Origin of the sequence: Streptomyces sp. NPDC020845, from assembly GCF_044334165.1 — a bacterium.
Taxonomy (GTDB): domain Bacteria; phylum Actinomycetota; class Actinomycetes; order Streptomycetales; family Streptomycetaceae; genus Streptomyces.
On record NZ_JBIRSJ010000008.1, the window covers coordinates 77617 to 103416 of the forward strand.

Annotated in this window: 18 protein-coding genes and 1 pseudogene; 10 read left to right on the forward strand and 9 right to left on the reverse strand. The window is 69.3% G+C overall.

All coding sequences use genetic code 11. The features are described from left to right. Positions 1-268 precede the first annotated feature (268 nt). Complete coding sequence (locus tag ACH4U7_RS21575) at positions 269-673, forward strand: hypothetical protein (protein ID WP_398529485.1); 405 nt, start codon at positions 269-271, stop codon at positions 671-673. A gap of 231 nt (positions 674-904) precedes the next feature. On the opposite strand, the gene ACH4U7_RS21580 is transcribed toward ACH4U7_RS21575, so the two are convergent. Continuing rightward, the gene (locus ACH4U7_RS21580; RefSeq protein ID WP_398529804.1) at positions 905-1030 is read right to left on the reverse strand and encodes a DUF6225 family protein; all 126 of its coding nucleotides are present in this window, start codon (positions 1028-1030) and stop codon (positions 905-907) included. A gap of 419 nt (positions 1031-1449) precedes the next feature. Here ACH4U7_RS21580 and ACH4U7_RS21585 point away from each other — a divergent pair, with 419 nt between their 5' ends. The 4 genes from ACH4U7_RS21585 (at position 1450) to ACH4U7_RS21600 (ending at position 6904) form a co-directional block, all read left to right on the forward strand. Further along, positions 1450-2457: a hypothetical protein gene (locus tag ACH4U7_RS21585; RefSeq protein WP_398529486.1), complete on the forward strand. Its 1008-nt coding sequence runs from the start codon at positions 1450-1452 to the stop codon at positions 2455-2457. A gap of 401 nt (positions 2458-2858) precedes the next feature. Then, positions 2859-4238 (forward strand): C45 family autoproteolytic acyltransferase/hydolase, encoded by a 1380-nt coding sequence (locus ACH4U7_RS21590; protein ID WP_398529487.1) that lies wholly within the window; start codon positions 2859-2861, stop codon positions 4236-4238. A gap of 39 nt (positions 4239-4277) precedes the next feature. Next, the gene (locus ACH4U7_RS21595; RefSeq protein ID WP_398529488.1) at positions 4278-5258 is read left to right on the forward strand and encodes a histidine decarboxylase, pyruvoyl type; all 981 of its coding nucleotides are present in this window, start codon (positions 4278-4280) and stop codon (positions 5256-5258) included. Positions 5259-5266: 8 nt separating this feature from the next. After that, positions 5267-6904, forward strand: coding sequence for a hypothetical protein (locus tag ACH4U7_RS21600; RefSeq protein ID WP_398529489.1), 1638 nt, complete (start codon positions 5267-5269; stop codon positions 6902-6904). An 898-nt stretch (positions 6905-7802) separates the two neighbouring features. On the opposite strand, the gene ACH4U7_RS21605 is transcribed toward ACH4U7_RS21600, so the two are convergent. Then, on the reverse strand, positions 7803-8444 hold the full coding sequence (locus ACH4U7_RS21605; protein WP_398529490.1) for a TetR/AcrR family transcriptional regulator: 642 nt from the start codon (positions 8442-8444) through the stop codon (positions 7803-7805). Positions 8445-8518: 74 nt separating this feature from the next. On the opposite strand from ACH4U7_RS21605, the gene ACH4U7_RS21610 reads away from it, so the two are divergent. Further along, entirely contained in the window at positions 8519-9721 is a 1203-nt protein-coding gene (locus ACH4U7_RS21610) for an FAD-dependent monooxygenase (RefSeq protein ID WP_398529491.1), read from the forward strand. 144 nt (positions 9722-9865) lie between these two features. On the opposite strand, the gene ACH4U7_RS21615 is transcribed toward ACH4U7_RS21610, so the two are convergent. The 5 genes from ACH4U7_RS21615 to ACH4U7_RS21635 all read right to left on the reverse strand — a co-directional run bounded on the left by ACH4U7_RS21615 (position 9866) and on the right by ACH4U7_RS21635 (position 15999). Next, the gene (locus ACH4U7_RS21615) at positions 9866-11623 is read right to left on the reverse strand and encodes an amylo-alpha-1,6-glucosidase (protein ID WP_398529492.1); all 1758 of its coding nucleotides are present in this window, start codon (positions 11621-11623) and stop codon (positions 9866-9868) included. 131 nt (positions 11624-11754) lie between these two features. Then, a complete protein-coding gene (locus ACH4U7_RS21620) occupies positions 11755-12579 on the reverse strand; it encodes a carbohydrate ABC transporter permease (RefSeq protein WP_398529493.1) in 825 nt (274 codons plus the stop codon). Then, positions 12576-13544 carry a carbohydrate ABC transporter permease gene (locus ACH4U7_RS21625; RefSeq protein WP_398529494.1) on the reverse strand — a complete coding sequence of 323 codons (969 nt, stop codon included), beginning with the start codon at positions 13542-13544 and terminating at the stop codon, positions 12576-12578. Before ACH4U7_RS21625 ends, ACH4U7_RS21620 begins: the two co-directional genes overlap by 4 nt. A 19-nt stretch (positions 13545-13563) precedes the next feature. Then, positions 13564-14805 (reverse strand): extracellular solute-binding protein, encoded by a 1242-nt coding sequence (locus ACH4U7_RS21630; protein ID WP_398529495.1) that lies wholly within the window; start codon positions 14803-14805, stop codon positions 13564-13566. Positions 14806-14952: 147 nt separating this feature from the next. Then, on the reverse strand, positions 14953-15999 hold the full coding sequence (locus ACH4U7_RS21635) for a LacI family DNA-binding transcriptional regulator (protein ID WP_398529496.1): 1047 nt from the start codon (positions 15997-15999) through the stop codon (positions 14953-14955). 474 nt (positions 16000-16473) lie between these two features. On the opposite strand from ACH4U7_RS21635, the gene ACH4U7_RS21640 reads away from it, so the two are divergent. Further along, the gene (locus tag ACH4U7_RS21640; protein ID WP_398529497.1) at positions 16474-20136 is read left to right on the forward strand and encodes a LamG-like jellyroll fold domain-containing protein; all 3663 of its coding nucleotides are present in this window, start codon (positions 16474-16476) and stop codon (positions 20134-20136) included. A 183-nt stretch (positions 20137-20319) separates the two neighbouring features. On the opposite strand, the gene ACH4U7_RS21645 is transcribed toward ACH4U7_RS21640, so the two are convergent. After that, complete coding sequence (locus ACH4U7_RS21645; protein WP_398529498.1) at positions 20320-21216, reverse strand: LysR family transcriptional regulator; 897 nt, start codon at positions 21214-21216, stop codon at positions 20320-20322. A 132-nt stretch (positions 21217-21348) separates the two neighbouring features. Here ACH4U7_RS21645 and ACH4U7_RS21650 point away from each other — a divergent pair, with 132 nt between their 5' ends. From ACH4U7_RS21650 to tcuA, 3 genes are all read left to right on the forward strand, one after another. Continuing rightward, on the forward strand, positions 21349-22467 hold the full coding sequence (locus ACH4U7_RS21650; protein ID WP_398529499.1) for a PrpF domain-containing protein: 1119 nt from the start codon (positions 21349-21351) through the stop codon (positions 22465-22467). After that, entirely contained in the window at positions 22464-23897 is a 1434-nt protein-coding gene (gene dctA, locus ACH4U7_RS21655; protein WP_398529500.1) for a C4-dicarboxylate transporter DctA, read from the forward strand. Before ACH4U7_RS21650 ends, dctA begins: the two co-directional genes overlap by 4 nt. Positions 23898-23973: 76 nt before the next feature. Continuing rightward, entirely contained in the window at positions 23974-25467 is a 1494-nt protein-coding gene (tcuA, locus tag ACH4U7_RS21660; RefSeq protein ID WP_398529501.1) for an FAD-dependent tricarballylate dehydrogenase TcuA, read from the forward strand. Here tcuA and ACH4U7_RS21665 read toward each other — a convergent pair. Beyond that, positions 25447-25560 (reverse strand): annotated as a pseudogene (locus tag ACH4U7_RS21665) (transcriptional regulator); the annotation flags it as partial. The gene tcuA and the pseudogene ACH4U7_RS21665 sit on opposite strands and share 21 nt — an antisense overlap. Positions 25561-25800: the final 240 nt, after the last annotated feature.

Below are 25800 nucleotides of genomic sequence, written 5' to 3' on the forward strand. Positions count from 1 at the left end.
AGTTGGCGTCGCCGCGCCCGGCCGGGCCACGGGCGGCGTCGCTCCGGGAGCCGTTCGCCACGCTGGTCGGCTCGGGCACCTCCCTGGTGTCCGTCATCGCCACCTCCAACATCACCGGCGCGGTCACCGACATCGCGGCGGTGGTCGAGGCGGTGCGCGCGAAGAACCCCGAGGTCTACGTCGTCACGACGGCGTCCAGTACGCCCCACACGGCGTCATCGACGTACACGCCTGGGGCGTCGACGCCGTCAACATCGCCCCGTACAAGATGTTCGGCGACCGCGGCAACGCTTTCACCTACCTCTCGCCGCCCCTCGCCGAACTGCACCACGACAAGCTCGCCGCCGCAAGCGCGCGAACCTGGGCCGTAGGCAGCTTCGCACCCGCCGTCTACGCCGGATTCTCGGCGATCGTCGACTACCTCGTGGCGCTGGGCGGCTCGGAGCCGGACGCCGACCGCCGGACCGGCCTGGTCGCCGGAATGCTTGGCGTGATCGTCTACGAGCGTGTGGCGAGCAGCCCCTACTCCGAGCGCACCCTTCGCGCCGTCGGGCTGGACGGGGTCGTATGTGTCTCGCCGTTGCACTGCCACGCCCTTGAGGAGGCGGAAGGGAAAGCTGAAAGGATCAGCCCTGCTTCTGCGGCTTGCGGGACTTGTCGCCGAGCATCATGAGGCCGGCGGGCACGCAACCGGGGGCATCGGGCGCCGCCGCTGCCTGCCCGCGGCATCGCTTCCGGTCACTCGCGCCCACACGGCGCAGCCGCAGATCGCCGGGCCCCGTACCCCAGACGGGCACCCGCCCCGGAAGCAGCGATGCTCATTGATCACAATCCGATACGCGCCCTGACGCCACGTCATTCGCCGGTGCCCTCGTCGTCCTCGTCGAGGTGGACGGTCGCCGGGTCACGCAGTGGGCGCAGGCCCTCGCGTGGCGCCGCCGAAGTTGCCCGGGTCGGACGCGATGCCGACGTAGAGGGGCGCGTCATCGGGGAGGTCCTTGGCGGCGTCACGAGGCGTCCGACCATCCAGACCTCGTGCGAGTGATCGTAGGTGTCAGTCGTGACGGGAACACCCCAGTTCATGCGCTTCTGCAGAGACGCACGCGCGGTCCGCGGCAGGCGCAGGGGGCCGCACGACCCCGACGGTCCGGATCACAGCCTGTCAAAATTCCTGACAGCAACACCGATTGCCTGGTCCGTTCCTACTCGGAGCCCGAACCGCGCCTCTCGATAGTCACGCGACACATTGACCCCACAGCGCCATCGCGGTTGCATGCTTGTGGCCCTCCGGTGGGGAGCCGGGGAGAAGGACCGTGTCCTGCCTCAGGGGGAAAAATGAGGGGAAATGCGAATCGGAGCGCCACCAGACGTGTGCGGGCCGCCTTAAGCGCCACGGTCGTGGTCTGCGCGGTCACGACGGTGCTGCCCGGAGCCGCTTCGGCTGAGCCCATGACCGTGCCGGGCGTCGCGAGCGACAGCGGAGCCGGGGTCGAGCGGATCAGTGTCGCGACCGACGGCGCCCAGGGCGACGGCGACTCCGCCGGCGCCACGATCACGACCGACGGCCGGCGTATCGCCTTCTCGTCGTTGGCGAAGAATCTCACACCCGCCAACCCGGTGACATGGGAAAGGGTGTTCGTCCGCGACCAGCGGACGAGCCAGACCACGCTGATGAGCAGCATCACCCCAACGAATCAGGGCCCGGTGATCAGCGGCGACGGGCAATACGTTGCCTTTTGGGGGCTGTTGCAAAGAGACACGAAGTCCTTCCTGTCCCAGGTGAGCTCGGGAAGCACGATCGGCATCAACTGCCCGGGCCTCAGCTGCAGCCAGCCGTCGCTGAGCGCGGACGGCCGCCACGTCGCCCAGGTCGCCACCTTCAACCGACCGCCGTCCCGGCAGCGCATCGAGGTACGGGACTGGCGCGCCGACACCACGGAGACCGTCGCCGAGTTCGACCACACCGTCTCAGCCCGGCCGTCCATCAGCGGCGACGGCCGCTTTGTCGCCTACCAGGACGGTCAGGCGGAGGACGTCTTCGTGTGGGACCGGACCGACGACACCTCCTCCGGCCCGATCGAGGGCCCGTCCAAGGCGGCGACCCTCGTCCAGATCAGCAAGGACGGCAGCAAGATCGTCTACCTCTCGGGCTCCGACACCTACGTCCAGGACGAGAGCTCAAGCACCGACCAACTCGTGCCGAACGTGCGGGGCGTGGCCATCGACCCCACCGGCCGCTATCTGCTGTACGCCCCACACGACACGAACGGACCGTCGCTCACGCTGCGCGACCTGGAGACGGGCACCGACGAGATCGTCTCGAACCAGCCCGCCTCGGCCGGGACCGACGCGGTCAGCGCCGGTGGGCGCGACGTGGTCTTCCATTCCACGGCCGACGACATCGTGCCCGGCGACACCAACGGCAAGTCGGACGTTTTCCTCCGCCGCTTCTACTGATCGCCCCGACCGCCACGCTCTCCTGCTGCCAACGTTCCCCGCACCCCCACACCCCCGCAGATCCCGTCAGACCCCCTTTGAGCTGCAGCGACGCATTTCTGAAGGGCACAGGATCGAGAATAGTCAACGAACTCCTGAGGGAAGGCGGCGTAGCTCGCATTGCGTCGCCGAGTGCTCCCAGTAGGAACAGGCATCGGGCCTCGGATCCGTCGTCGTGCGACGGCGTCCCTCTACGAAAGCCGGATTGGGCACGGCAGATCGTTGTCACGGCGCCGTCGCGCGATGGCTCACGAGTTGCCTTATGGTGATATGCGGGGGTTTGGCCACCAGTGTGGGATACGGGTGGGGAAGCGGCCGACCCGGGGGCGACACACAATGACTCGTGAATGGGCGGATATCCCATGGACGACAAGGTTGTGCCGCCGGGCGAACCGGTGCCGGAAGAGGGCTGGGTCTACCTCCGGCTCGCGGGAGACGCGAAGCAGCGCGGCGAACAGCACGGGAAAGCACTGGCGAAGGAACTACGAGACGCTCTCGATGTCGGCGACTTCATGGCTGAGTGGGACACCGGCGAAAACCTGACCGAATTCGCCGCTATAGCCAAGGAGGCGTTCGGGCCCATCGACAAGGAGTACCTGGACGAGATCAAGGGCATCGTCAAGGGCGCGACGAGTGGCGGAAATCCCTCGGTCACACCCAAGCGAAAGGTCCCCATCACCGAAGAGGTGCTGATCGCCTGGAACGCGTACAACGAACTGGTCGGCACCTGGTGGCCCCTTGACCCGCCAAAGGAAGAGCCCGCCGGCACACGCGTCAGAAGCTCCCCGGGGCGATGCAGCGCCTTCGCCACCACCGGGGCGGCCAGCGACGGCGGGAAGATCGTGATGGCCCACAACACCTGGGACCGTTACTCCATCGCCGAGTGTTACAACATCATCCTCGACATCGTCCCGCCCAACGGCAAGGGACATCGGGTGCTGATGCAAGCGGCCCCCGGCTACATCACCAGCGGCGCGGACTGGATAGTGACCGACGCGGGGCTGATGATCTGCGAGACCACCATCGGGAGCTTCACCGGACACTTCCTCAAGGGCAAAACCCCCGAGTTCCAGCGTTCCCGGAAGGCGGCCCAGTACGGCGACAGCATCGAGACATGGCAACAGCTGATGCTCGACGGGAACAACGGGGGCTACGCGAACACATGGCTCGTCGGAGAGGCCAAGAGCGCGAACAAGAGGATCGCCCGCATCGACGTGGGTACGGCCTATCACGGCTCCGAGGAGCGCACCGATGGATACTTCGCCTGCTACAACGTCGCCTCGAACCTCAAAGTGCGCAACCAGGAGACCTCCGATCCCGGCGCCTACTCCGACATCCGCGGCAACGGCGCCCGGCGCGTGCGTTTCGGCCAACTGCTGGGCAACTCCGTCCGGATGACCGCCGAGCAGGCCCAGAAAGTGATCGCGGATCACCACGATGTCTACTGCGACAACGCGATCCGCCCCGGTTCGCGGTCGATCTGCGGGCATCTCGACCTCGACGACGGCCATGCCGGCAACCACGGCCGGGAGCCCTTCTACCCCCATGGGGCCAACGACGGGAAGGTCATGGACAGCGACATGGCGGCGAACATGACGTTCCAGGCCCGCTGGGGCAACTCCTGCGGCCTCCCCTTCGACGCCAAGGACTTCCTGGCGACACACCCGCAGTACGCATGGCTGGCGGACTGGTTGCACGACCGGCCCACCCGGAAGTGGACCACCTTCCCCCCGAAGCGGTGAACGACAGGGTCGAGAGCCCGAGCTGGAAAGGAAAACGACATGCCGAACAACCCGACGCCCGGCAACATCAAGTCGGTGGTGAAGAACGCCATAGGTCCCATGGAGGACTACGCCATGGGCTACCTCAACCCCGTGGGCACCGACCCGGCACCCCCTTCACAGGGCACCGGATACGTCGCGACCATGAAGCTCTCTGTGGGCACGGTGGGAATCAGCGATGCCGACATCCTGGACGAGGGCACCGAGAACATCGTGTCCTACGACCGATGTGAGGCGGCCGACGCCAACATCAGCCAGATCAACATGGGCACCGCCTCCTCGTTCTGCGGCCTGAACGGCGCCCTGTGGGGATACCACCTCGCGCACGCGGACCTCCCCACGACCCCGGTCTTCTCGATCCCCGCCGACGGTGGCAAACCCTTGGACGTCTACGACGCCACGCCCCTGCTCGACGCGACCTACCGGCTCTTCGGCGCCGTCGACGTCCCACGGCACCCGCCCCTTCCGGGAGCACATGTCATCTGTGCCAACAAGAGCATCACCGTACGCGGACCCTCCTACGCCTGGGCCTTCATCGCGATCGCCATCGCCGATGACCCCAACGAGAGCAACCTGTTCATCGAGGACTGCGGTGAATTCCCTGCGCGTCCGTACGAGACGTACGACAAGGATGGGCATCCGGTGAAGACCGTCTTCCCCACCGGCGACCAAGTCAGCGACCTGCTCCTGAAACACGAATACGCCGTCGCGAAAAGCGTCCAGCTGTGCGGAACGGACTACCGCAAGAAGGCCTACTCGAAGATGTACGCCGTCAGCCGCGCCGTGTACGCCGCGCCCGGCGAGGTGGGCTCCGCGCTCGCCTGTGCCCCGTACGTTCTGCTCGCCCAGAACGATGTCCCGAATCAGTGGACGACGGACAAGCTCGTCGACAGCAAGCTCACAGCGTGGCAGTCGGCGCTGTGGAGTGACAAGCTCCAGCCCTACCCCTTCAAGGACCGCGAGGTCGTCGGGGCACCGTAGGAGATGCGATGACCGTCACCCAGCTCGAGAAGGACATCACGGACCAGTGGGCGCAGCTCTGCCCGGTCGCCGGGTACACCTCCGGATGGCCGCAGAACAAGGACATCGCTCACCTGTTCATCCCCACCACGGACGCGATGCACGAGGCCAATGCCAAGATCGTCGCCCTGCGCAAGCGCCTGTCGGAAATCTCCGACGCCGACCTGCGCACGACCGCCGACAAGCAGCTGACCCTGCTCGCCACGCAGCTCGCCTGGCCACAGCCAGGCGCGGCCGTCCAGGACTGCGGCGACGGCGCCTTCTACATCAAGCTCCTCAATACGGAGTTCGGCCGCCCCGACCCCAAGAGCTGGCTCCCGGGCTTCCTCGACAGTGCCGCCAAGAAGATCGACTTCGAGACGGACCGGCTGACCAAGATCCCGCTGGACGTCACCCACCGCAGGCAGTGCCTCACCGCGGCCGCCTACTGCGGAGCCACGATGCGGATCCTCGAAAAGGACTACTCGGCGAAGATCGACACCGTCCTCAAGAAGCTGGATCACTTCAAGCAGACGGTGGACGGATCGTTCAAGGGGCTCGACGCGGACGACATACCGACCGTGATCCACGTCCTGCGGGAGCACACCGTCGCTCCCACGTACACCGACGGATACCCACAGCTCCTCGCCGACCTGTACGACTTCGCCCCCAGCGCCGCGGACCTCGACACGACCGCGACCACCTGGCTCGAGCAGGACCTGACCATCGTGAAGGCCCTGGCCGCCGAACTCGCGTCGCTGCTGAAGCTGCCACGCGGCTCCTCCGTGGGCGACGTGTGGGCCGAAGCCGGCCGCAAGTGGCCGGTGGGCGCCACCCCGGTCAAGGACGCGGCGAAGACCTGCGCGGACTTCGCCGACACGTACCTCGTCGAGGTCCCCGACGGACTCAAACTGAGCGCCACACCGCCCTTCCTCGTGCCCATGATCACGGGCGGGCAGGACATCGCGGTCGACTTCCTGACGGCCAAGCCGCAATCGTGTCTCTACTACACCGAGGACAAAACCAGCGCCCTGCTCACGATGCTCAACGTCGTGGTCCACGAGTACTCGCACGGCATCAACTTCGTCCTCTCGGCCCAGCGTGCCGGCTCTCCCCTGCTCAACCTCGCCGGGCCGATGCAGGTGCCGCTCACGGAAGGGCAGGCGTTCTGGCGCGAATGGGACTTCTGGCATGCGGCGGCTGACATCGTCGGGCACTCCGGTCTCACCGACACACAGCGCGAATACCTGAAGCTGTACGGGCAGACCACCTGTGAACAGTCCCAGGCGATCCGCGCCGCCCAGTTGGAGACCTACATCTGGCGTGTGGTGCGCCATCTGCGGGCGATGTGCGACGTCGAGGTCAACATGGGGTGGCGCACGTTCGTGGACTTCCTCGACCAGGCGAGCGAACAGACCGGCCTGACCGAGGAGTTCCTGTTCGGCGAATGCTTCACCTTCCTCGCCCAACCCGGCTACGCCCCCGCCTACGCCATCGACGGCATCCGCTACGGACAGCTCCAACAGCAGGCCGTCGCCAAAGCCGGCACAGTGAAGGATTTCAATACGAAGGCATCCGCTATAGGCTTCTATCCCTGGACCGTCTGCGATCGGAAACTGCAGACATGACGCCTGCGCCCGCCACCACGTTGCGGCGCGATCACCTCCAACGAGGCTTTCACAGGCTGGAGCCGCACCTTCACCGACCGCATGTGCTGACGGCCGCTGGAGCCAACTTCATCCGCCTCAGCGAGTGCTTCCCGCCCGGCACGACACCACCCCGCCTACCCCGGCCGAACAGCCACTTTCAACAGCTCTGTCAGAGGCTCACGACCTAGAGATCACCAACAGCATCAGTTCCGTGGTCCCGTGACACAGCGTGTTGGATCCGACTTGTGCGGCCGCAGCGGCTCCTCTTCCGCCCCACGTGCCCGGCGCTTCCCTGGTCGGACCCGGCCAGGCCTGCGTACCTTTACCTGCAACAACCTGCCCTTCCAAATGTGGCGGCTCGAGTGCTGATGAACTCCAGATGACGTCGCATCGCGGCTCACCATTCGCTGCAGGCCAGGGCACCTGCGTTTCCGAAGGAGCGGGAAACGGGCGCGGCCGAACATCTGCCGCTTGAGCATCTTGATGCGAACGAGCCGACCAGGCATGCGGCGGTCTCCAACTCGGGGCAGCGGTCGGCCACGGCCTTGCAGTGCGGTTTCTCCTCCTCGGTGAGGGTGGCAGGGTACGTCCATTCTGCCGGTCCGGCGCGCGGTCGTCATCTCTGTCAGGCCCTCCGGTGCCCAGGTCCGGCGTTCGCGTGGGACAACCGCGGGCGGCTGGGCGCGCTCCGGGGGGGGTGGGCGACGTTGTCTGCTGGTGAGTCCAGCTATTCGAGCGTGCGATCAGTTCCCGGCCCGCTGCGGATGCCGGCGCGTCAGGTGCTGATGTCGTCAGGCGCTGATGTCGTCAGGCGCTGATGTCGTCAGGTGCTGATGTCGTCAGGCGCTGATGTCGTCAGGCGCTGATGTCGTCAGGATCAGGTGTCGAGCATGCCGCGCAGCAGTTCCACGAACCCCATGCGCAGCGCCGCGCGGCCGGGCACGGCGGCATGGTCCGCTCCGGCGGCGCAGAGGAACATCAGCCCCTCGCACCAAGCGGCGAGCGACTGGGCATGGCGCCGCGGTTCGGCGGATCCCAGGTCTGTCAGCAGCGTCTCCAGCGGCTCCCGGAAGCCGCGCCCGGCCGTGTCGTAGAACTCCCGCAGCTCGGGTCGGCGAGTCGCCTCCAGCGCCAGCTCGTAACGGGCGACCAGCAGTTCGCGCTGACCGGTCAGTGTGCGGTGCAGGGCGAGGGCGAGGGCGTCGGCCACTGCGTCGAGCGCGTCGCCGCCCTGACCGTCGGCGGTGCTGAGGGGGCCGCCGCCCGGATGCGGCATCTCGTCCGGTGCGAGTACCCGCGCCTCCCGCTCGGCCAGCCGTCGGACGGCCGCCGTGAGCAGGGCGGCGCGGGTGCGGGCATGGTTGGAGGTCGAGCCCTGGGGCAGCCCGGCCGCCTCGTCCACCGCGCGGTGCGTCAGGCCCCGCATGCCGCGCTCGGCCAGCAGCGCGAGGGCGGTATCGGCGATGAGCTCGGCGCGGGATCCACCGGCCGGGGCAGCGGGGGTCTGATCAGCGGTCATGGCGCCCAACCTATCTCCCCAACTACAGGTGTAGTAACTTGACTGTTACTACACCTGTAGTGTCGGGAGGAATCATGAAGCAACCCCGTGCCGTCGTCATCGGCGCCGGAGTCGGCGGACTCACCGCCGCCGCGGCCCTGCACCGCAGTGGCTGGGCCGTCACCGTCCTGGAACGCGCTGCCACCCTGGAACCCGTCGGCGCCGCGATCTCGCTCGCCCCCAACGCCCAGCGCGCCCTCGATGTGATCGAACTCGGCGACGAGATACGCGCCCTGGCCGCCTGGCGGAGCGACGGCGAGCTGCGCGCCCCCGGCGGCCGCCGCCTCGCCCGGATGGACGGCGCGGCGGCGATCCGGCGGTTCGGCGGCCCGACCGTCCTCCTCCACCGCGCGACCCTCATGGGCCTGCTCACCTCCCGGCTGCCCAGGGACCGCGTACGCACCGGAGCCGCCGCCGAACTGGCCGACCCCGGTACCGCCGGCCGCCCCGCGCGCGTGACCGTGGCGGACAAGGAGTTCGAGGCCGAGCTCGTGGTCGCCGCCGACGGCATCCACTCAGCGGCCCGCCACGTCCTCTTCCCCGGCCATCCCGGGCCCCGCTACGCCGGATTCACCACCTGGCGCATCGTCGCCCCCGCCCCCGAGCGGCCCTTCACACCGCACGAGACCTGGGGACGGGGACGGTTCTGGGGCACGCAGCCGCTCCTGGACGGCCGCATCTACGCCTACGCGGCGGCCTTCACCCCGCAGGGCGGGCGCGCGCCCGACGACGAGAAGGCCGAACTGCTCCGGCTCTTCGGCGACTGGCACCGGCCGATCCCCGATGTCCTCGCGGCCGTCGAACCCGGCGATGTCCTGCGCCATGACATCCGCCACCAGACCGAACCGCTGCCCGCCTATCACCGGGGCCGCACCGCCCTCCTCGGCGACGCGGCCCATGCGATGACCCCGACCCTGGGACAGGGCGGCAACCAGGCCATCGAGGACGCCGTCGTGCTCACCCACCGCCTGGCCGCCGCCAACGCCGCCGACCTGCCGGACGCGCTGGCCGCGTACACCCGCGACCGACAGCCCCGCACGATGGACATCGTGCGCCGCTCGGCACGCAGCAGCCGCATGACAGCCCTGTCCAGCGCCCCCGCGACCGCCCTGCGCAACGCCATGCTGACCACGGTCAGCCGGCTGGCCCCCGGCCTGCTGCTGCGTGGCTTCGACGGCATAGCCGACTGGCACCCGCCAGGCCCGCGGCGGGGACGGACCGGGCACGGTCCATCATGAGCGGGGCGGAAACCGCCCCGGAGGCGAGGGACACGAGGAGCCCCGGCAGCACGGCCTGATCACGGCCCGGTCTGGTCTTCTGCCGGCCCGGCGGACAACCGCTACGGCCCTGGACCGTCCTGGACCGATTCCGCAAACGGCCCTTCATCCGCCCGTCCGCGGGGCGGGCGTGGCGGGCCGGAGTGCGTGGGCTTCGGCGAGGAGCAGGTAGCCGCTGGCGGTCCAGGTGTAGGCGCGGTCGCGCAGGCCGGTTCCGGTGAGGGCGTCGAAGTTCTCCGCGAAGCCGTGTGTCTCGCACAGGGTCCGGAAGCGGACGCTGATCTCGTCCGCGAGGTTCTGGTGACCGCTGCGGCGCAGGCCGTCCTCGATGAGGACGACGGCGGGGGCCCAGACGGGGCCGCGCCAGTAGCCGTCGGAGAGGTAGTGCGGGGAGCTGGGCAGTTCGGTCGCGAGCCCGTACGGCGTCAGGTGCGCCTCGATGCGGTCGGCCAGCACGCGGGCGACGTGCTGCGGCAGGTGCTCGCCCAGCGCGATCGGCATCAGGTCCAGCAGGCTGGAGCTGCTCCAGGTGTCCCCGCTGTGCGCTCCGCGGGCGACGAAGTGGTCTCCCTTCCACAGGTCGTCGAGCATCGCGGCCTGAGTCGCGTCCGCGGTCCGCGCCCACCGACGGGCGTCGTCCGGCCGCCCCAGCTCTTCGGCCAGACCGGCGAGTTCGCGCAGCTGGAGGACCAGGAACCCGGCGAGGTCGGCGGTGGCGACCACCCGTTCCGGGTCAAAGGTCGTGGCGTTGTCCCAGCCGCTGTCATTGCCGTGCTGGTAGTGGGGAAGGGCGCTGCCGGGCGCTCTTCGCGCGGTGAGCCAGAACTCGGTCCAGCCTGCCAGCCGGTCGTACGTCCGGGCCAGCTCCGCCGGGTCGAGCGGTTCGGGCAGGCGTCGGCGCAGGTGGCCCAGAGCCCAGCCGTGGATGGGGGGTTTGACGTAGTTGTAGAGGATCTCGGAGTGGCAGACGGAGTCGGGCAACGCTCCGCTCTCGTCCTGGTGGTCAAAGGGAAGGCAGAACTGGTCCCAGGCGGACGCGGGCAGACCAGGGGCCATCGCCAGTGCGTTGAAGCAGTGGTCCCAGCTCCAGACCTTGTCCATCCAGTGCTTGGACATCAGCACGGCGGGCCGGGTGACGAAGCCCGTTGGGTTCACCGTCGCGGACCACAGGACGTAGGCCGCCAGTTCGGCGGCCGGGGTGTCGGCCGAGCGCCACGGGGCGACCGCGTCAGCGAATTGGGCGAAGGCGTTCTGTGCGGTGGTCACGACCTGCTCGAAGGCCGTCTGCGCGGTGTAGGGGCGGCGTGCGCTGTCCAGTTCCTCGACAGCGGCCTCCCAGACCCCGCCGTGCTCCGCCGCGATGGCCAGACCGCGCTCCGCGCTGCCCAGGTCCTGGGCGCCGAACGCACCGACCGCGCCGGCGGACAGCGCGGTGATCCGGTAGCGGCGGCCGGTCTCGTACGAGGTGAAGACGTACGCCCCGTCCACCGGGTCACGGAAGAAGTAGGCGCCGGTGAAGGGGGTCAGGGTCTGCTCGGCGGCACAGATACGCAGTCCTAGCCCCTCGCCGCGCAGCCGTATGGTGTCCGGTGACTCGTAGGCGAGGTCGATACGGCCGCCTTCGCCGGTCCAGCTGAGCAGCCCGGGTGTCGCCTCGATGCGGGTCGTGGCCCGGGCACCCGTCCCGGCATCGAGGGGGACGAACTGCAGCATTGCGTGCATGCCGTTCTGGTGCGAAACCAGGTGGAGGTCGTCGGCATAGGTCTTCTGGGCCACCACAGGCGAGATGCCGAACCAGGACCCGTGGGTGCTAAACGGAATGTCGTGGACGGAGAAGGCCGGGCCGGACGGGGCGGCGGTCATGAGCGTTACTCGTTTCTTCGGCGGTGGCGGGTCGGCGGCATACCGGGCGGCTGCGGCGGCGTACCGGTCGATGGTGTGCGGCGTCCCGGCGGGAGCGTCCCGGCGGGCGGGGGAAGGATCGCCGGGGAAGGTCAGTCCTTGACGGCGCCGGCGGTCACGCCGGCGGCGACGTACCGCTGGGCGAGGACGAGGATGACCGCGGCGGGCAGCGAGGCCACGACGGCGGTGGCCATGATGGCGTTCCACTCCTGGTTGTTGTTGCCGATGTAGTGGTAGATGCCGAGGGTGATCGGCTTGTGTGTGGCGCCGCCCGCGAGGGTGCTGGCGAAGACGAAGTCGGACCAGGACCACAGGAAGGCGAACAGGGACACCGTGACCACGGCGTTGCGGCTCATCGGCAGGACGATCGCCCAGAAGGTGCGCAGGGGGCCGGCGCCGTCGGTCTTCGCGGCCTGGAGCAGCTCGCCGGGGATGCCGGACATGAACGCGGTGAAGATGAGGACCGCGAAGGGGACGGCCAGGGTGGAGTCGGCGACGATCAGGCCGGGCACGGACTGGAGCAGGCCGAGTTGGAGGTAGATGGCGTAGAAGCCCATCGCCATGATGATGCCGGGGATCATCTGGGCGGCCAGGAGGAGGAAGCTGAGTACCCCGCCGCCGCGTGGGCGCAGCTTGGCCAGCGCGTAACCGGCGGGCGCGGACAGGGCCACGGTCAGTACGACGGTGCCCAGGCCGATGACGAGGCTGGTGCCGAGGTAGGGCAACTGCTCGTCGAGGACCCTGCGGTAGCCGGCCAGCGTGCCGTGGACGGGGAACAGGTCCGGTGGGCTCTTGCGCATGTCCTGGTCGCGGGTGAAGGACACGTTCAGCATCCAGTAGACCGGGAAGAGCATGATCCCGGTCAGCAGAAGGCCGATCGTCGTCTTTGCCCAGGTGCGCTTGGAGCTTCGCGTCATGCCAGCGCCTGCTTTCTCTGCACCCGGACGTAGACCAGGCCGAAGGCCAGGGCGGCGATCACGAGCAGGTTGCCGACGGCCGCACCCGGGCCGAAAGCGGGCAGCAGGTTGCCGAAGCCGAGCTGGTAGGACCAGGTGGCGAACGTGGTGGACGAGTCCGCCGGGCCGCCCTTGGTCATGATCCAGATGATGTCGAAGACCTTGAGCGTGTAGACCAGCCCCAGCAGCAGGGTGATCGCGGACACCGGGCGCAGCAGCGGGAAGGTGATGCTCCAGAACCGGCGCCAGGCGCCCGCCCCGTCGAGGGCGGCGGCTTCGTACAGGCCGGCGGGGATGGACTGCAGGCCGCTGTAGAGCACGACCAGGTTGAACGGAACACCGATCCAGATGTTGGCAATGATCACCGAGGTCAGCGACCACGACGGTGACGTCAGCCAGTTCACCGGGTCGATGCCGACGGCGTGCAGGGCGGCGTTGACGACACCGGAGTCGCTGTTGAGCATCCATGACCAGGTGGAGGCGGACACGATCAGCGGCAGCAGCCAGGGCACCAGGAACAGGGCGCGCAGGGTGGCGGAGAGCCGGAAGTGCTGGTTGAAGAAGACCGCGAGGGCCAGGCCGATGGCGTACTGAAAGAACAGGCACACGGCGGTGAACACCACGGTGTGGAACAGGGCGGGGGCGAAGGTCGGGTCGTCGAAGACGGTGCGGTAGTTGGCCAGGCCGGTGAAGGGTGCGTCGCCCTGGACGAAGGAGCGGACGGTGTAGTTGCGCAGGCTCAGATCGAGGTTGCGGTACAGCGGATAGGCGTAGAAGAGGGCGAGGTAGAGGGTGACCGGGGTGAGGAAGGCCCAGGCGGCCCACTGCTGGGAGCTGGGGCGGCGCCGTTCCCGGGGCGGTGCGGTAGGGACCGCCGTGTGGTCGGGCACGGGCCGGCGATGCGGCACTTGTGTCGTGTGACTCATCAAAAGGCCCTTGAGTGCGTCACTTGACGGCGGACTGAGCGGCGCTCAGTGCGTCCTTCGGGGACTTCGAGCCGCTCAGGGCGGACTGCACGGCCTTCCACAGCTGCTCCGAAATCTTCGGGTACTTGGTTCCCAGGTCGTCGCTGGTGCGGCCCCGGGCGGCCTTGACCGCGTCCACCCACGGCGTGAGCTCGGGGTTGGCCGCCACCTGCTTGTCCTGGACCGCGGAGGTGGGGGCGACGTAGGAGAGGGTGGTGTCGGTGTCGTACAGGTTCTGGGTGCTGGTCAGGCAGGTCGCGAGTTTCTGCGTGGTGGCGTAGCGGTCGGTCGAGTCCTGGACCGGCACGGTGACGAACTCGCCGCCTGTCGGGGCCGACGCCTTGCCTCCCTCGATGCCGGGGATGGGCAGGACGCCGTAGTCGAGGCCCGCCTTCTTGGCGTTGGCGAGCTGCCAGGTGCCGTTCTCGCTGAACGCGTAATCGCCGGTCGCGAACTCCTGCCAGCTGGTGGTCTGGGTGTTGTTGAGCACCGAGTTCGGGGCGTAGCCCTTGGCCAGCCAGTCCTTCCACAGGGAGAGGGCGGAAACGGCCTGGGCGGAGTCGAGCTCGGTCAGCTTCGCGCCCGAGCCCCAGAACCATGGCAGGAACTGGAAGCTGCCTTCCTCGGTGCCGATCGCCGAGAACGTGATGCCCTTCTTGCCCGCCTTCTTGACCTTCTCCAGCGCCGCGGTCAGCGACTTCCAGTCCTTGATCGAGGCGATGTCGACCCCGGCCTCCTTCAGGACCTTCTTGTTGTAATAGAGGGCGAGGGTGTTGGCGCCGATGGGGGTGCCGTAGGTCTTGCCGCCCGACTGGCCGGCCGCGAGCAGGTTGGGATCCGCCTTCGAGGTGTCGAGCTTGTTGTCGTCGGTGGTGGTGAGTACGCCGGCCTCGGCCAGGGTCGACACCACCGGGTTGTCGACGATGAGGACGTCCGGGGAGTTGCCCTGTTGTGCGGCCAGCAGTGCCTTGTTCGTCAGGTCGCTGGTGTCGAAGCCGGTGCGCTTGACTTTCACGCCCGCCTTGGTGCCGCACTCGTCCAGCAGCTTCACCCATGCCGAGCCCTTGTCGAACTGGGGATACGGGTCCCAGACGGTGTACGTGCCGCTGTCAGCCGCTTTCGCCCCGGTGCCTCCCGAGCTGCAGGCGGTGGCACTGGCCGCGACGGCCAGGGTGGTCAGAGCTGCGGCGGTGAGACGACGCCGTCTGGAGGAGCTGTTCATGGCCGGTTCCTTTGTTCTTGGCATGCGGGTGCCGAGGGCTGGGGGTGGCGAGGGCTGGGGGTGGTGGGGAGGGTGCGGGCACGACGAACGGCGCCGTTGAGCGGTTCGAGCGTCCGGTGGGCGTGAGGAGGTGAGCGTGGGGTGCGGTCAGGGGGTCGTATCGGGCCAGGTGTCCGCCGCGGGCGCGCCTCCCGAGGGCCCGGTGCTGGCCCGCAGGGAGATGGGCGGCGTGAGGAGATGGTGCCGGGGCGGCGCGTGGGGATGGTCGAGTCGCTCCACCAGCAGCTCGACGGCGCGCCGGCCCATTTCGGCCGCCGGTACGTCCGCCGCGGTGAGCTGCGGGGTCACCGTCTCCGCCCAGCGGCTGGCCACCACTCCGGTGACGGAGAAGTCACGCGGTACATGGCGGCCGGCCTGGGCGAGCCCCCGGTAGAGACCGCCCAGCGCGGCCTCGTTCAGCGTGACCAGGGCAGTGGTGGCGGGATCGTCGTGCAGGATGCGTTGCACGCAGCTCTGGCCCGAGGCTGCGTCGTCCCCGCAGCAGTACGTCCGAACCGTCAGTCCGCGCTCGGCCGCCGCCTTGGTGAAACCGTCCAGGCCGCGGTGCGCGGACTCGTACCCGGCCCGCAGCAGTTGCTCGGGACGGTTGACGAAGGCGACCCGGCGGTGGCCGAGATCCGCCAGGTGGTGGACGCACGCCTCCACCAGCGCGGTGTGGTCCAGGGCGACCCACCAAACGCCCTCGGGACGGGCGGTGCGGCCGATGGTGACGGAGGGGAAGTCCAGGGCGGCCAGATGATCCACCCGGTCGTCCTCCAGTCTGATCTCCATGAGGATCGCCCCGTCGACCCGCCGCTCCCCCAGCAGCCGCTGGAACGACCGGTCACTGTCCACACCGCTCGGGGACAGCAGCACGTCGTAGTCGTAGGCCGCGGCGGCCTCCACCACGCTCCCGATGAAGTCCAGCTGCATCCCTGTGTAGTGGTTCCCGGCCGGCGGGAAGACCAGGCCGAGGGTGCTGGTGCGCCCGTTGGCCAGGGCGCGGGCACTGGCGCTGGGCCGGTACCCCAGCTCGTCGACGACCTGCTGGATCTTCCGGCGCGTGTCCTCCGACACCGGGCGCTTGCCGCTCAGCGCGTAGGACACGGTGCTCCGCGAGACACCGGCCCGCCGCGCGATCTCACCGATGTTCACGGCAACTCCTTGCTCGAACCAGTTCGCCGCTTCACAGGAGGAGCGGCCGCCGGTTGTGGGGTCGTGGGACGGGAGGAGAGGGGCGCCCCGGCCGTCGAACCGGTTCGCGTGAAGCGACGGTAGGAACCGCCCGAACGCCTGTCAACACCCTGGACATCACTTTCTCGATCCATCCAAGGGCCGGGAATCGCAGTTGCGTCGCAGGGATTGCTGGTCGGGTTTCGCGGTGCTAGCTTCGCGAACCGGTTCGACGAAGCGATCCTTCCGGCAACCCTGGGCGCGCTCCGTACACCCCCGAGGAGAGGAGCTGCCGCCCCGGCCGGCCGGCGAAGTTCCCGTGGCGCAGGAAATCGAACCGATTCGCCTGCCACCAACACCACCCTCAAACTCTCCCGCCGGGCCGCGCCCCATGGACGAGCAGCCGACCGAGATCGGCCGACCGGAACCGCCAACTCAAGGATGAGGACGCAATCCATGCCATCCGCTGACAGATCCGCCCGGCGCCGGGCACCGGCCGCCGTGGCGCTGGCCCTCGGCGCGGGCCTGCTGGCCGCACCAGCCGTCCCCGCACAGGCGGCCGACACACCCCAGCCCACCGCCCGCTACACCTTCGACCAGGACGACCTGTCCTCCGGCAAGATCACCGACAGCTCCGGCAACGGCCTGACGGCGAGTCTGGTCAACGGCTCCACCGCCCAGTCCGTCGCCGGCACGGGCGGGGGCAAGGCGCTCGCTCTCCCCGGCGGGGCGCCCACCTCCACCGGCGCGTACGTCCGCCTGCCCCGCGAAGTGGTCGGCGACGCCGACAACTTGACGGTCTCCGCCCGGGTGAAGTGGAGCGGCGACACGTCGTCGTGGCAGCGAATCTTCGATCTGGGCACCAACACCACCAAGTACCTCTTCGCCACCCCGTCCAACAACAGCGGGCTGCTGCAGACCTCCGTGACCACCGGCGGAGGGGGCGCGGAGACTCAGATCCGCGGCTACGCGCCACTCCCCGCCGACGAGTGGCGGACCGTCACCGTCACCCTCGACACCACCGCCGGCCGGCTCACCACCTACCTCGACGGCGTGGCGGTCTCCTCAGCCGCGACCGGCATCAAGGCCAGTGAGCTGCTGGACAGTTCGGCCACGGCCGCCGGCTACATCGGCAAGTCCTTCTACCCGGATCCGCTGTTCAAGGGCGCGATCGACGACTTCGCCGTATGGCACTCGGCGCTCAGCCCCGAGCAGGTGGCCGGCATGGCCGGGGAGGTGCCTACCCTCCAGCAGCTCTCGAAGACGTCGTTCGAGGTCCGTACGGCTACCGGGACCGCCCCGTCCCTCCCTGCCGCCGTCCGCTCCTCCTTCTCCGACGGATACGACCGCGATACGCCGATCACCTGGGACGCCGTGGCTCCCGGCAAGTACGCCCAGCCGGGCACCTTCACCGTGGCGGGAACGGCCGCCGGGCGCGCGGTGGAGGCGACCGTCACCGTGGTCCGCGAGGGGCAGCTCACCGTCGACCTCGGCTCGGACACCGGCGCGTTCCACGGCGGCGCCTCCGGCACCCTCTACGGCGTGTACGGACCGGACGTCCCCACCAACAACCTCATCGAGGGCATGGGCCTGCGCACGGTCTCCACGAAGGCGCAGGACGGCCCACAGCACCCCGGCGCCGACGCTCTGGAGGTGGTGGGGCCGCTGGCCGACTCCACCGACGGCGACGTGTACATCTACATGACCGACATCCACCGCGGTTTCCCGTACGAGTGGCCGGGCGACACCCCCGAGGAGAAGCTGAGGCTCTACAAGGAGAAGATCGCGGTCCAGGTCGACCAGGTCCTGCACCTGCCGAAGCAGTACCAGGACAACATCGTCTTCGTGCCGTTCAACGAGCCCGAGGGCAACATGTTCGGCACCGGTCAGTGGAGCTACAACAAGGTCAGCTGGCTGGCCGACCCCGACGACTACTTCGCCGCCTGGGACGACGTCTACAAGCTCATCAAGCGCAAGATGCCCGGCGCCCGCATCGCCGGCCCCAACACCAGCGTCCTGTACAACCAGGTGAAGGGCTTCCTCACCCACACCCTGGCCGCCGGCACCCTCCCGGACGTCATCACCTGGCATGAGCTGAGCCACCCCGAGGCGGTCCGCGAGAGCGTCGCCACGTACCGGGGGTGGGAGAAGGAACTGTTCAAGGGCACCGGCAAAGAGGGCACCCAGCTCCCCATCAACATCAACGAGTACGCCTTCAACTACCACACCTCCGTCCCCGGCCAGATGATCCAGTGGGTATCCGCGATCGAGGAGTCCAAGGTGGACGCCGACATCGCGTACTGGAACATCGACGGCAACCTCTCCGACTCCGCCGTGCAGTCAAACCGCGCCAACGGCCAGTGGTGGCTGCTGCACTCCTACGCCTCGATGAGCGGGCACACGGTGAAGGTCACCCCGCCGTTCCCGGGCGAGAACTACACCATGCAGGGCGTCGCCACCGTGGACGAGAAGAAGCGGCAGGCCCGGCTGCTCTTCGGCGGGTCCACCGGGAAAGGCCACATCACCTTCGCCGATGTCCCGAAGAAGCTCTTCGGGAACCGTGTGCACGCCTGGGTGCGAGAGATCGAGTGGAGCGGACAGGTGGGCGACTCGCCCGGCCCGAAGCTGCTCACGGAGACGAACCTGAAGGTCGGTGACGACGGCAAGGTCGTCGTCGACTTCGGCGACGGCGGACTGCCGAAGCTGAAGGAGTCCTCGGCGTACGAGATCGTCCTCAGCCCGGCCGGGAAGGCGAAGGGCACGCAGTCCACGCCCATGCGCTGGCAGGCTTCGTACGAGGCGGAGGACGCCGCCCACACCGGGTCCGGCTACTCGAAGAACGGCCCGGAGGGCTCGCCCCGCGACGTGTCGAAGTTCTACACCTCCGGCGGCTACGACGTGGGCGGCCTGCGCACCGGCTCGGACGTCACGCTCGACTTCACCGTGGACGTGCCCGAGGACGGCACCTACGACCTGGGCGTCTTCGCCAACTCCCTCAACACCTTCGACAAGGTGAAGGAGCAGGGCCCCACCAACGTCTTCCTGCGCGTGGACGGCAAAGCGGACACCGAACGGGAACTGCACCTGCCGCTCGGCTACAAGTGGGTGGTGTGGGACCACACGGACACCAAGGTCCACCTCACCAAGGGCAAGCACACCCTGACGCTCGCCGCGAAGAGCCTCGACGGCAAGCGCGCCACCAAGGGCGACGCCATCGTCGACCGCCTCACCCTCTCCCTCCCCCAGCCTTCCGCCGCCACCCAGGTGTACGAAGGCGAACTGGCCTGGCCGGACGGCGGCGCACGGCCCGTCTACGACCTGCCCAAGCGGGCCGGAACCCCCGCCACCGGCTCGGGCGCGATCCAGCTCCCGAAGAACGGGACCGCCACCTTCTGGGTCTACTCCCCCGCCGACCGCGAGGCCACCCTCAAGGTCGACACCCTCGGCGGCGCGAACGCCCGGCTCTCCGTCAACGGACACCACGTCCTGCGCCTGTCCAGTGGCGAGCACAGCGTCGCGGTCTCCCTCTCCGGCGGCATCAACAAGGTGACATTGACCGGAGGCTCGTCCGCCACCCTCGTCGACCGCCTCACGGTCACGCCCACCGAGGGCACGCTCACGGCGCGCACATACGAGGCCCAGGACGCCAAACTCGCGGGCTCGGCCACGCTCACCCCGCTCTCCCTGGCCACCGACGGCACGGCGATCACCGGCATCGGCGGCGACCCCGGCAACGGCAACACCGCGACCTTCACCGTGAACGCCGACCGGGCCGGCCTGAACGCGCTGCGCATCCGCTACTCCAACCCCGAGCAGTCCGAAGCCACCCACTACAACCCGGACCCACTCACCCGCCACGCCGACATCACCGTGGGCGGCGGCAAGACGCAGCGCGTGACCTTCCCGCACAGCTTCCACCGGAACAACTTCTGGGAGCTGACCGTCCCGGTCCACCTCGAGAAGGGACAGAACACCATCACCTTCCGCTCCGAGGAACTGCCGAACTTCGACGGCACCACCTACGCCTCGGACACCTTCCCCGGGGTGCTGCTCCGTTCCCGCTACGCACCGCTGATCGACCGGATCACCGTCGCGCCGTACGCACAGGAGGTGCGATGAGGTGATCACCACCGACGGCGATATGCCGCGCGCAAAGATCGGGTAGCGGCCGCTCCGCGTCCCACGCCCCGCCCGGCAGGCGCGCGTCCACTCAAACCGTCGGTGCCGCGAAGGCACAGCGCCCGGGTCCGCCATGGTCGGCGGCCCCGGGCTACTGGCGGGTGATACGCGTCAGGCGCCGCTTCAAGCCGCGGCGCTGTCGCGCAGGAAGTTCGCGAAGGCTTGGGCGGCCGGGGTGAGGGCGTGGTCGCTCATGCGGACGAGGAGGATGCGGCGTACCGGGGCGGGGGGTTGCAGGGGCAGGACGCTGACGCCGGCTCGGATGCCTTCCAGGGCCAGGGTGGGGGCGAGGGCGATGCCGATGCCGGCGGCGACCATGGCCTGGGCCTCCTGGTAGTCGTGGGCTTCGTAGGCGATCTGCGGCTCGAAGCCGGCTGCGTGGCAGCTGCGGGCGAGGGCCTCGGCCACGGGGTGGTTCTCGGCGCGGGTGATCCAAGGGTCGTCGGCGAAGTCGGCGAGGGCGGCCGAGTCGCGGCCGGCGAGCGGGTGTGTCTCGCTGACGAGGAGGGCCGGAGGATCGTCGACGAGTGAGGTGACGACGATGTCCTCGCGGTCGATACGGTTCCAGTCGTAGTCCCACATCAGGGACATCTCGATTTCCCGGTTCTCCAGCATCGCCCACAGGCCCGCGATACGGGAACTGCGCACCGTCAGCCGTATGCCGGGATGCGCTTCCCGGAAGGCGATCACGGCCCGGGGGAGCAGGGAGGCGCCGACGGTGGGGAAGGTGCCGACGCGAAGCGTGCCGGCGCGGAGGCCCGCGAAGTCGGCGAGTTCGTTCTCCGCGGCCGTCAGTTCGCGCTCGATCCGCTCCCCGCGCTCGGCCAGAGCGCGCCCCGCGTCGGTGAGCGTGACACCCCGCGCATGGCGCTCCAGCAGGGGCTGCCCGGCCTCTGCCTCCAGGCGGCTGACCTGCTGGGACACCGCTGACGGTGTGTAGCTGAGAGCCCGTGCGGTCGCGGTGACCGAGCCCCGGCGGGCGACCTCGGTGAAGAGCAGGATGCGCCGGACGTCGAGCACCGCACCACCTCCAGCGTTAATGCCAGCTTAATACCCCTGCAGATTTCCGAGATTGTACTTCACGCTCCCGGCGCCCACTGTGGATCGCACCCCGCACGGACGTGCCGTCGGGGTTTCCACGAGGAGTCTGTTGTGTTGCGTCTGCAGGGCGAGATGATCCGCGGAGGAACCAGCAAGTGCTGGATCTTCGGCCACCACGATGTGGTGGCGACCGGCGTGGACGCCGACACCCTGCTGCTCGCCGCCTACAACGCCGCCGACCCCCGCCAGATCGACGGCGTCGGCGGCGCCTCCTCCACCACCTCCAAGGCCGCGATCGTCCGGTCGTCGGCCGAGCCGGGCATCGACGTCGAGTACGCCTTCGCTCAGGTCGGTATCGGTGACGAGCGCGTGGAGTGGACCAGCAACTGCGGCAACTGCGCCACCGCCGTCGCCCTGTACGCCGTCCACCACGGCCTGGTGCCGATCGCGTCGGACTCCACCACGGTGCGCATGCTCAACGTCAACACAGGGGCCCGCCTCACCGGCACCATCCCCACCCCGGGCCGTACGGCCCCCGACGAGGGAACGGCCGCCGTACCGGGCACCGCCGCGCTCGGTGTGCCGGTCCTGCTCGGCTTCGAGGACCCGGCGGGCTCCACCACCGGACGCGCCCTGCCGACCGGTCGCGCCCTGGACACCCTGAAGGGGCCCGCCGGTCCCGTCGAAGCGTCCCTCGTCGATGCCGGTGCCCCGGCCGCGTTGTTCGAGGCCAAGGCCTTCGGCCTCGATGGCACCGAGTCCCTGGCGGAGTTCGCCGCGGCGGTGCCTGCGCTCACCGTGCTGCGCCGTCGCGCCGCCCTGACCATGGGACTGGCCGGGGAGAGCGATCCCGTCAGCCACGCCGTGCCGAAGGTCGGCGTCGTCGCCCGCCCTGCCGCGTACCGCACCACCGATGGCATCCTGGTCGGACAGGACGAGTACGACCTGGCCGTACGCATGGTCTCCATGCACGCACCCCACCCGGCGATCGGTCTCACCTCCGCCGTCGCCCTGACCACCGCAGCCGCCATCCCCGGCACCCTCGCCCACCGCGTCGCCCGGCAGACCGCCGACGGCACCCTGCGCCTGGGCACCCCGGCAGGTGTCATCACCGCCCAAGCCGTCCCCGCAACGGACGACGCGTCCCCCACGGTGCTCCTGCACCGCGCCGCCCGCCGCATCGCCCGAGCCGAACTTCTCGTTCCCGTCCTGGAAGGACGCCCCGCATGAGCCGCAACGACGCCGCCCCGGGTACCGTCACCGCTCCACCCGGCCGCATCCGCCGGCTGCTGTCCCTGCTCTACATCCAGTGCCTGATCGGTGTCCTCGCCGGGGCCGCCGCCGGCTGGCTGTGGCCGTCCTTCGGGGCCGAGCTCAAACCCCTGGGCGACGGCTTCATCGCCCTGGTCCGCATGATGATCGCGCCGGTCATCTTCTGCACCGTCGTCCACGGCATCGCCTCCATGGGCAACGCGCGCGCCGTCGGCCGGGTCAGCCTCAAGGCACTGATCTACTTCGAGGTGCTGACCACCGTCGCCATGGTGATCGGCCTGGTCGTCGTCAACATCGTCCAGCCCGGCAGCGGACTGCACGTCGACCCCTCCACCCTCTCCACCAAGGGCCTGCCGCCCGAGGCGACCACGGGCCACGAGAGCTTCGCCGCGTTCGTCCTCGCCATGATCCCGGACACCCTGATCAGCGCGCTGACCGGCCACGAGATCCTGCCGGTGCTGCTGATCTCGGTGCTGTTCGGCTTCGGCCTGAACGCCGCCGGCCAGTCGGGACAGGGGATCACCCAGGGCATCGAGAAGCTGTCCAAGGTCCTCTTCACCCTCATCCGCTGGATCATGCGACTGGCCCCCATCGGCGCCTTCGGCTCCATGGCCTTCACCATCGGCAACTACGGCCTGGACACCCTGCGCCACCTCTTCCTGCTGGTCGGCTCCTTCTGGCTCACCGCCCTCTTCTTCGTCCTGGTCGTCCTGGGTACGGTCATGCGCATCAACGGCCTGCGCCTGCTGCCCTTCCTCCGCTACATCAAGGAAGAACTGCTGATCGTCCTGGGTACCTCGTCGAGCGAGCCGGTGCTGCCGCGCATGATGGCCAAGCTGGAGCACGCGGGCGCCTCCAAGCCCGTCGTCGGCATCACGCTGCCCGCCGGGTACTCCTTCAACCTCGACGGCACCGCGATCTACCTGACCATGGGCTCGGTCTTCCTCGCCCAAGCCCTCGGCATCGACCTCAGCCTCACCCAGCAACTGTCCATGCTCGCCGTCATGCTGCTCACCTCCAAGGGCGCTGCCGGCGTCACCGGCTCCGGCTTCATCGCCCTGGCCGCCACCCTCAGCGCCGTTCCGCACGTCCCCGTCGCCGCCCTGGCGCTCATCTTCGGCATCGACCGCTTCATGTCCGAGGCCCGCGCCCTGACCAGCGTGGTCGGCAACGGCGTCGCCACCCTGGCGGTGGCCAAGTGGGAGGGGCAACTCGACGAGGACCGCGCCAGAGCCGTCCTGAAGGGCGAGATCCCGTACACCTCGGCCCCCGAAGCCGGCCACACCCCGGAGCCGCAGGCCGACCCCGCACCCGGCGCGAAGCCCACGGGGGCCGACCCGAAAGCAGCAACCGGAACGGACCGCGACCCCGTGCCCGCCGTCGGCTGACCCCCCTCCACACACAGCCGGTCCGGAGCCTGTGCTCCGGACCGGCCCCTTCTCGTGATCAGGAGCACCCGCACTCATGGCAGCACCCTGGGACGTCATCGTGGTCGGTGGCGGAAACGCCGGACTCTGCGCCGCGCAGTCCGCCCGGCAAGAGGGAGCCCGAGTCCTCGTACTGGAAAAGGCCCCACGGCAGTGGGCCGGTGGCAACACCTACTTCACCGCCGGCGCCATGCGCACCAGCCACGGCGGACCGGCCGACCTCAAGGACCTCCTCGCACCACTCGAACCCTCCGCGCAGGACCGTTTGTCCCTCACCGACCTCGCCCCCTACACCGCCGCCGACTTCCTCGACGACTTGGTCCAGGTGACGCGCGGGCGCACCGATGTCGACCTCGCGCGGATCCTGGTCGGCGAGTCCCGCGCGACGATGGACTGGCTGCGGGACCTGGGTCTGCGGTTCGAGCTGATGTACCACCGGCAGGCGTACGAGGTGGACGGCCGCCATCGCTTCTGGGGCGGTCTGGCGGTCGGCGTGGCCGGCGGCGGCAAAGGGATGATCGAGCAGCATCTGGCGGCCGCCGCACGCACCGGCGTGCACGTACGCTTCGACGCCCCCGTCACCCGCCTGGCCACCGCGTCCGACGGCACCGTGAACGGCGTGGTGCTCGCCGGCGGAGAGGCACTGGAGTCCCGGGCCGTGGTCCTCGCCGCCGGCGGATTCGAGGCCGACCCGCAGATGCGCGCCGCCCATCTCGGCCCCGGCTGGGACCTGGCCCTGGTCCGCGGCACCCCCCACAACACCGGCGACGGCATCCGTATGGCTCTCGACGCCGGCGCCCAGGCGTACGGCCACTGGAGCGGCTGCCACGCCGTCGCCTGGGACGCGGGGGCACCGCCCACCGGCGACCGTGAGCTGACCAACCAACTCACCCGTGGCGGCTACCCGTTCGGCGTCGTCGTCAATACCGACGGCCGCCGCTTCGTCGACGAGGGCGCGGACTTCCGCAACTACACTTACGCCAAGTACGGCGCCGAGATCCTCCGACAGCCCGGAGGCACCGCTGTCCAGATCTTCGACGCCAAGGCCGCACGGCTGCTGCGCCCCGAGGAGTACACCTCGAAGGACGTCACCAGCGTCACATCCGGCAGCGTGCGGGGACTGGCGCGTGAGCTCCGCATCGACGAGGATCGACTCGCCTCTACGGTGGAGGAGTTCAACGCCGCGATCACTGGCGGCCCCTTCAATCCGACGGTCAGGGACGGCAGCCGCACCGAAGGCATCACCCCGCCCAAGTCCAACTGGGCCCAGCCCCTCGACACGCCTCCCTACACCGCCTACCCGGTCACCTGCGGCATCACCTTCACCTTCGGCGGCCTGCGCATCGACCCCGACGCACGCGTCCTCAACACCCGCGGACGGCCCGTACCGGGGCTGCACGCGGCGGGTGAACTCGTGGGCGGGCTCTTCTACTTCAACTATCCGGGCGGCTCCGGGCTGACCGCCGGGTCGGTGTTCGGCCGCAGGGCCGGCCGCTCAGCGGCAGCCGCTGCGGCCGCTCGGGTCGGGTGAGTCCGACCGGCCTGGACGCCTCAACCAGACCGAGAAGTGGTGACTGAGCGCGGCCTTGCCGACCGGCACGTCGAAGCTGCCGCAGCTGTTGGTCACGCCGCAGTCGCGGGCGAAGCGGTTGGGCCTCGGCCGAGGAGCCTCCCAGCATGTGCCGGTAGAGCCCGTACGCCGCCGACTCGACCTGCTCGTCGGTGAGGTACAGGCACCAGCGGTTGTCCACCCGGCTGAAGCCCGCAGTGTGAATCCGCTCGGCGAGCCCTTCCGCCGCCGAAGGCGCACGGCCCCTGACGCCGCCCGCCCGGCAGGCCGCGGGCCGTACGGTACGGGCGGTGC

Excerpts from the sequence above, each read along its gene's own strand:
- ACH4U7_RS21625 (WP_398529494.1), bottom strand. The coding sequence starts at position 13,544 with ATGAGTCACACGACACAAGTGCCGCATCGCCGGCCCGTGCCCGACCAC.
- ACH4U7_RS21605 (WP_398529490.1), bottom strand. The coding sequence starts at position 8,444 with ATGACCGCTGATCAGACCCCCGCTGCCCCGGCCGGTGGATCCCGCGCC.
- ACH4U7_RS21595 (WP_398529488.1), top strand. The coding sequence starts at position 4,278 with ATGCCGAACAACCCGACGCCCGGCAACATCAAGTCGGTGGTGAAGAAC.
- ACH4U7_RS21610 (WP_398529491.1), top strand. The coding sequence starts at position 8,519 with ATGAAGCAACCCCGTGCCGTCGTCATCGGCGCCGGAGTCGGCGGACTC.
- ACH4U7_RS21615 (WP_398529492.1), bottom strand. The coding sequence starts at position 11,623 with ATGACCGCCGCCCCGTCCGGCCCGGCCTTCTCCGTCCACGACATTCCG.
- ACH4U7_RS21575 (WP_398529485.1), top strand. The coding sequence starts at position 269 with ATGTTCGGCGACCGCGGCAACGCTTTCACCTACCTCTCGCCGCCCCTC.
- tcuA (WP_398529501.1), top strand. The coding sequence starts at position 23,974 with ATGGCAGCACCCTGGGACGTCATCGTGGTCGGTGGCGGAAACGCCGGA.
- dctA (WP_398529500.1), top strand. The coding sequence starts at position 22,464 with ATGAGCCGCAACGACGCCGCCCCGGGTACCGTCACCGCTCCACCCGGC.
- ACH4U7_RS21590 (WP_398529487.1), top strand. The coding sequence starts at position 2,859 with ATGGACGACAAGGTTGTGCCGCCGGGCGAACCGGTGCCGGAAGAGGGC.
- ACH4U7_RS21585 (WP_398529486.1), top strand. The coding sequence starts at position 1,450 with ATGACCGTGCCGGGCGTCGCGAGCGACAGCGGAGCCGGGGTCGAGCGG.
- ACH4U7_RS21640 (WP_398529497.1), top strand. The coding sequence starts at position 16,474 with ATGCCATCCGCTGACAGATCCGCCCGGCGCCGGGCACCGGCCGCCGTG.
- ACH4U7_RS21630 (WP_398529495.1), bottom strand. The coding sequence starts at position 14,805 with ATGAACAGCTCCTCCAGACGGCGTCGTCTCACCGCCGCAGCTCTGACC.
- ACH4U7_RS21600 (WP_398529489.1), top strand. The coding sequence starts at position 5,267 with ATGACCGTCACCCAGCTCGAGAAGGACATCACGGACCAGTGGGCGCAG.
- ACH4U7_RS21620 (WP_398529493.1), bottom strand. The coding sequence starts at position 12,579 with ATGACGCGAAGCTCCAAGCGCACCTGGGCAAAGACGACGATCGGCCTT.